At 74.6% G+C, this 5,777-nt stretch carries 3 protein-coding genes and 1 pseudogene; all 4 read right to left on the bottom strand.

Annotated features, from left to right (window positions below; genetic code table 11):
* A partial coding sequence (locus JM949_RS32810) for an error-prone DNA polymerase (RefSeq protein WP_203151945.1) occupies window positions 1-2,908 on the bottom strand: 2,908 nt, incomplete at its 3' end.
* Window positions 2,909-3,088: 180 nt separating this feature from the next.
* Window positions 3,089-4,653: pseudogene (locus tag JM949_RS32805) on the bottom strand (DNA polymerase Y family protein).
* A complete protein-coding gene (locus JM949_RS32800) occupies window positions 4,650-5,372 on the bottom strand; it encodes a hypothetical protein (RefSeq protein ID WP_203151944.1) in 723 nt (240 codons plus the stop codon). The pseudogene JM949_RS32805 and the gene JM949_RS32800 overlap by 4 nt, the downstream one beginning before the upstream one ends.
* Window positions 5,373-5,426: 54 nt before the next feature.
* Window positions 5,427-5,777: SAV_6107 family HEPN domain-containing protein (locus tag JM949_RS32795; RefSeq protein WP_203151943.1), on the bottom strand; the 351-nt coding region annotated here is incomplete at its 5' end.

Here is a 5,777-nt window from a genome sequence, read left to right as displayed (position 1 = left end):
GGCCCGGCCGGTCCTGGGCCGCCGCGCCGGCGGCCCAGAGCGCCTGCCGTCGGGTCAGCCCGAAACAGGCGAAGGCGTCCGCGGTGGCCAACGCCTCCAACTGCGCCGCGGTGAGACCGAGCCGCCGGGCCAGGTCCGGCATGTCCCGGTACGGCCCGTGCGCCACCCGTTCGGCCTCGATCCGCTCGGCCACCTCAGCCCCGAGGGTACGCACGCTGGACAGCCCGAGCCGGACCGCCGGCCCACCCAGCCCCCAGGCGTGCGGCGGCTCCCCCGGCCCGCTGCCCCACCGGGTGTCCGGGGTGGACTCCAGCACCGCCAGGGCCCCGCTGGCGTTGATGTCCGGACGATGGACCTCCACCCCGTGCCGGCGGGCGTCGTCGACCAGTGTCTGCGGCGAGTAGAAGCCCATCGGCTGGGCGTTGAGCAGCGCCGCCAGGAACGGCGCCGGGTGGTAGCGCTTGAGCCAGGAGCTGGCGTACACCAGGTAGGCGAAGCTCATCGCGTGGCTCTCCGGGAAGCCGTAGCTGGCGAACGCGGTGAGCTTGCGGTAGACGTCGTCGGCCAGCTCACCGGTGATGCCCCGCTCGGCCATCCCGGCGTAGAGCCGGTCGGCGATCCGGGTCATCCGCTCGACCGACCGTTTGGCGCCCATCGCCCGGCGCAGCTGGTCGGCCTCGGCCGCGTCGAAACCGGCCAGGTCGATGGCGAGCTGCATCAGCTGCTCCTGGAACAGCGGCACCCCCAGGGTCTTCTCCAGGGCGTTGCGCATCAGCGGGTGCGCGAAGGTCACCGGCTCCTGGCCGTTCTTGCGCCGGATGAACGGGTGCACCGAACCACCCTGGATCGGGCCGGGTCGGATCAGCGCCACCTCGACCACCAGGTCGTAGAACTCGCGGGGCTTGAGCCGGGGCAGGGTGGCCATCTGGGCCCGGCTCTCCACCTGGAACACCCCTACCGAGTCGGCCCGACAGAGCATGTCGTAGACCTCCGGGTCGTCCAGGGTCATGTCACCCAGGTCGAGGCTCTCGCCGATCATGTCGTAGCCGTAGTGCAGGGCGGAGAGCATGCCGAGGCCGAGCAGGTCGAACTTGACCAGGCCCACCGCCGCGCAGTCGTCCTTGTCCCACTGGAGCACGCTGCGTCCGGGCATCCGCCCCCACTCCACCGGGCAGACCTCGATCACCGGCCGGTCGCAGATCACCATGCCGCCGGAGTGGATGCCCAGGTGCCGGGGGAACGTCTGCAACTCGTTGGCGTACTCCACCACCTGCTCGGGGATGTTCTCGACGTCGACAGTGGCGACCGAACCCCACCTGTCGATCTGCTTGCTCCAGGCGTCCTGCTGCCCCGGCGAGTAGCCGAAGGCCTTGGCCACGTCCCGCACCGCCGACCGGGGCCGGTAGGAGATGACGTTGGCGACCTGGGCGGCGTGTTCCCGGCCGTAGCGGGTGTAGACGTGCTGGATCACCTCCTCCCGCCGGTCGGACTCGATGTCCACGTCGATGTCCGGAGGGCCGTCCCGCTCCGGGGCGAGGAACCGCTCGAAGAGCAGCCGGTGTCGGACCGCGTCCACATTGGTGATCCGCAGCGCGTAGCAGACCGCCGAGTTGGCCGCCGAGCCCCGGCCCTGGCAGTAGATGTCCTGCTTGCGGCAGAACGAGACGATGTCGTAGACCACCAGGAAGTAGCCCGGGAAACCCAGCTCCTCGATCATGTTCAGTTCGTGGTCGAGCTGCGCGTACGCCGTCGGGTGCGCCTGCGGCGGCCCGTAGCGCTCGCGTGCCCCGTCGGCGGTCAACTTCCGCAGCCAGCTCATCTCGGTGTGCCCCGGCGGCACCGGGTACGCCGGCAGCTGTGGCGCGACGAGCTGGAGGTCGAAGGCCAGTTCGGCGCCGAACTCCGCGGCCCGCGCCACCGCACCCGGGTAAGCGGCGAACCGGGCCGCCATCTCCGCCCCGCTGCGCAGGTGGGCGGTGGCCGCCGCGGGCAACCAGCCGTCGATCTCGTCCAGGCTGCGCCGGGCCCGCACCGCGGCGACAGTGGTGGCCAGTCGACGCCGGCCGGGGCTGGCGTAGTGCACGTTGTTGCTGGCCACCGTCGGTAGCCCGGCCGCGGCGGCCAGCTCGGCGAGCGCGTCGTTGCGGTCGGCGTCGACGGGATGCCCGTGGTCGGTCAGCTCCACCGCCACCGTCTCCGCGCCGAAGAGCGCGGTCAGCCGGTCCAGCTCACGGGCCGCCGCGTCCACCCCCTCGGTGAGCAGCGCCCCCGGCACGTGCCCCTTGCGGCAGCCGGTCAGCACCAGCACGTGGTCACGTAGTTCCTCGGCGACCTCCTCCAGCTCCCCGTAGACCGGGCGGCCCTTCTCCCCGCCGCGTAGCTGGGCGCGGGCGATGGTGGTGGCCAGCCGGGCGTACCCCTCGTGGCCGTGCGCGAGCACCAGCAGGTGCGCGCCGTGCGGGTCCGGTTCGCCGTTCTGCGGGCCGGGCAGCCCGAGGGACAGCTCCGCGCCGAAGATGGTCGGCAGGCCGAGTGTGCGGGCCGCCTCGGCGAACCGGACCACCCCGTAGAAGCCGTCGTGGTCGGTGACGGCGAGCGCGGTGAGCCCCAGCCGGGCCGCCTCCTCGGCCAACTCCTCCGGGTGGCTGGCGCCGTCGAGGAAGCTGAAGTTGGTGTGCGCGTGCAGCTCCGCGTAGGGCACCACACCGTCGGGACGGGTCAGCTCCGGTGGCTGGTACTGCTCGCGCCGGCGGCTCCAGGCCGGGGAGTCGCCCCCGTCGGCGTCCACGGCGAGCGGGTCCACCACGTGCAGGTGCCGCTCACCCTGGCTCCCCCGCTTACCACCGGCCCGCCCGGAGAGCACCCGCTCCAGCTCCGACCAGGGCATCTTCGGGTTGTGGAAACTCATCGAGCCGCCCCCTCGGGTGGCCGGGCCCCGACGACCGGCCCCGTCGGCGGAAGCGTCGGTGAGCGATATACCTGAGAGTCATGAATATGCCGGAGAGTCATATCGCTCGCCGGAACATCCGCCCCCGGCAGGGAGCGGCCCGACCGGTCGGGCAGCCGGGCTCCGCAGCGACACCGCCCCTCAGTCATAGATCGCCTCCACCAGCCACTGCCCGGCCTCGACGGCCAGCAGCAGAGCGGCACCGTCGGCCAGGCTGACCTGGAACCGGGCTCGGCGACGGGCCTCGGCCGGAGCCCACCAGCGCTCGTCCACCGGCCAGGGGCCGGCCCAGCCCACGATCTCCGCCGGCTGGCCGGAACCGACCACCAGCCGGGCCGGTGGGGCGCTCACCGCCAACCGCGCGCTGATCACCACCGGCTCGCCGGCGGCGTCGTGCACGGTCGCCGCGAGCGGGCTGGGCAGCACCACCGCCGGTGCGGGTGCCGGCAGCCGACCCGGCCACGGCGGAGCATCGGGACGGGCGGGAAGGCGTTCGTCACCCCACGGCACCAGTCGCACCTGGTCGGCCGGGGAACGGCCACCACCGAGCACCGCGGTGACCACCGCTTCCGGGCCGAGGATGCCCTGCACCCGGCTCAACGCCCGGTGCGCCCGTTCGCGCTCCTCGCCGGTCTCCCCCCAGAGGCCGGCTTGCAGACCGGCCTGGGCGATCACCCCGTCCGGGATCAGTCGCAGCCGGATGATGCCGGCCGTCGGTCGGGCCGGTCGGGCGCCGGTGCGGCCGTTGCTGCCGGAGAGCCACCCGTCGAGCTGCCAGCGCACCCGGTCGGCGATGGCCACCGCGGTGAGCAGGCCGTCGTGTCGCCACACCCGGTGCAGCTCCTGCCCGTGCTCGGTGACCGCCTCGATACCGAGCCGGGTGCAGGCCAGCCCGTGCCCGGCCAGCCGCTCGTGCAGCTGCTCCGCCAGCGCCCGGGCCACGAACGCCGCCGCGTCGACCCGGTCGATCGGGTCGTCGTGTTCCGCGGTCACCGTCAGGTCGGCCGGCGGCTGCCGGACGGCGAGGGGGCGATGGTCCCGCCCGGCGGCCAGCCGATGGGCCAGCGCACCGTCGAACCCGAACCGGGCCAGCACGTCGCCGGCCGGCAGCGCGGCGAAGTCGCCGAGGGTACGCACCCCCAGCCGGCGCAGCAGGTCGGCCAGCGCCGACCGCCGAGCGCCTCGACCGGCAGCCCGGCCAGGAACTCCGGTGTCCCGCCCGGTGCCACCACCCGGCCGGCGCGAGCGGCCAACCCGGCCGCGAACACCCCGTCGGCGATGCCGACCTGGCTCTCCACCAGGCACGACTGAGCGACGTGCTCGATGATCCGCTCGGCGGCCGCCTCCTCGCCGCCGAGGTAACGGCTCGGCCCCCGGGCGGCCACCGCGCAGGCACCCGGACGGACCACCTCGACACCGGCCACCAACTCCTCCACCGCGGCGACCACCGGCTCGAACGCCCGGGCGTCCCGACCCGGGTCGTACTCCACGACGGTGAGCTGGGGGCAGCGGCCCTGCGCCTCCCGCTTGCGCAACCCGCGACGCACCCCCTCGGCGCGGGCCCGCTCAGAGCAGGCGACCACCCGGTTGGCGTGCAGCACGGCGACCGGACCGGTCGCCGGCACCCCGTCGACGATCTCGGCGGCGAGCACCGGCCAGTCCGGGCACCACAGCAGCAGAGTGCGGGCCGGCGAGCGGGTCGTCACCCCCGACCGACCAGGGCGAGCGGCGCGGCCGGTCGACCCGGCGACGGCATCGTACGGGGGATCACCCGGGTGAGCTCGTCACCCGGGAGCCAGACCTTGATCTCCTTGGGGCGGGCGGCCGCCCCGCGCCCGCGCGCAGAGACGGTGATCTCCCGGCGGCGTAGCCGCCCCCGACCCCGCCCGAGCCCCTCCCAGACTCCGCGGACCACCTGCAGTGTCACATCCGCGCCGTCCCACCGGCCGTACGGAACGAGCACGCTGCCACGCTGCCGGGCCCGGGCGGCCAACCGGGTGGCCACCGAGGCGGAGACCGTGGACGGCACGGCGGTGACCACGACGTCCACCCCGTCGATCAGCGCGGCGACCACGGTGGCCCACTCGGGACCGGGGGTCGGCACCAGGGCCAACCGGTCCAGGGCGATGCCCAACTCGGCGGCCGCGCCCGCGCCGAACGTCGGCACCCCGACCACGGCGCACCACGAGCCGGCCCGGGACGCCTCGGCGAGCAGGGCCAGCATCAGCGAGGTGCCGCCGCTGCGCCGGGGTTGGCCGGCGGCGACCGCGATGGTGCTGCCCCGCCGCAGGCCCCGGTTGGGCAGCAGACCGGTCAGCTCGGGCACCACCGGCAGCACCCGGTGGCCGCCGACCGGGTCGGGTGCGCTCGCCGGGCGCACCAGGTCGGCCAGCGCGGCGGAACCGACCACCATGCGGCCCGCCATTGGACCAACTCCCCCGTCATTGCTGTGGATCAGATCAAGACCGACACGGCGGGATCAGGCGGCGAGGCCGTCCAGGGCCGGTTGGTGGGCCACGCCGAGCGCGGTCTCCACCACCGTCACGAACTGTTCGGCGGCGCGGAGCAGGTCGTCGGCCTCCCGGGCGCTGACCACCCGGGGGATGCCCGCCTCGGCGGCGGCGCGTTTGCTGGCTCCGGCGGCGAAGAACCGGGACCACTCGTCCAGCTCCGGAGCGACGGCGCAGAGCAGGACCCAGACGCTGGTGATCCGGTTGCGCCGGCTCGGCGCGGGTCGGGCGCGGGCGGCGAGCAGGGCGGCCGCCGCGCGCAGCGCCGCCAGGTGGGCGGCCGCGTAGCGCAGGCCATCAGGTCGGGTCTGGCCGGCCTC

The organism is Micromonospora tarensis, from assembly GCF_016803395.1.
GTDB lineage: Bacteria > Actinomycetota > Actinomycetes > Mycobacteriales > Micromonosporaceae > Micromonospora > Micromonospora tarensis.
The sequence above is the reverse complement of the archived record's forward strand: the minus strand, read 5'-3'. Positions and strand labels throughout refer to the sequence as shown.

Coding starts and splice junctions, on each gene's coding strand:
- JM949_RS32800 (WP_203151944.1), bottom strand. CDS start 5,372: ATGGCGGGCCGCATGGTGGTCGGTTCCGCCGCGCTGGCCGACCTGGTG.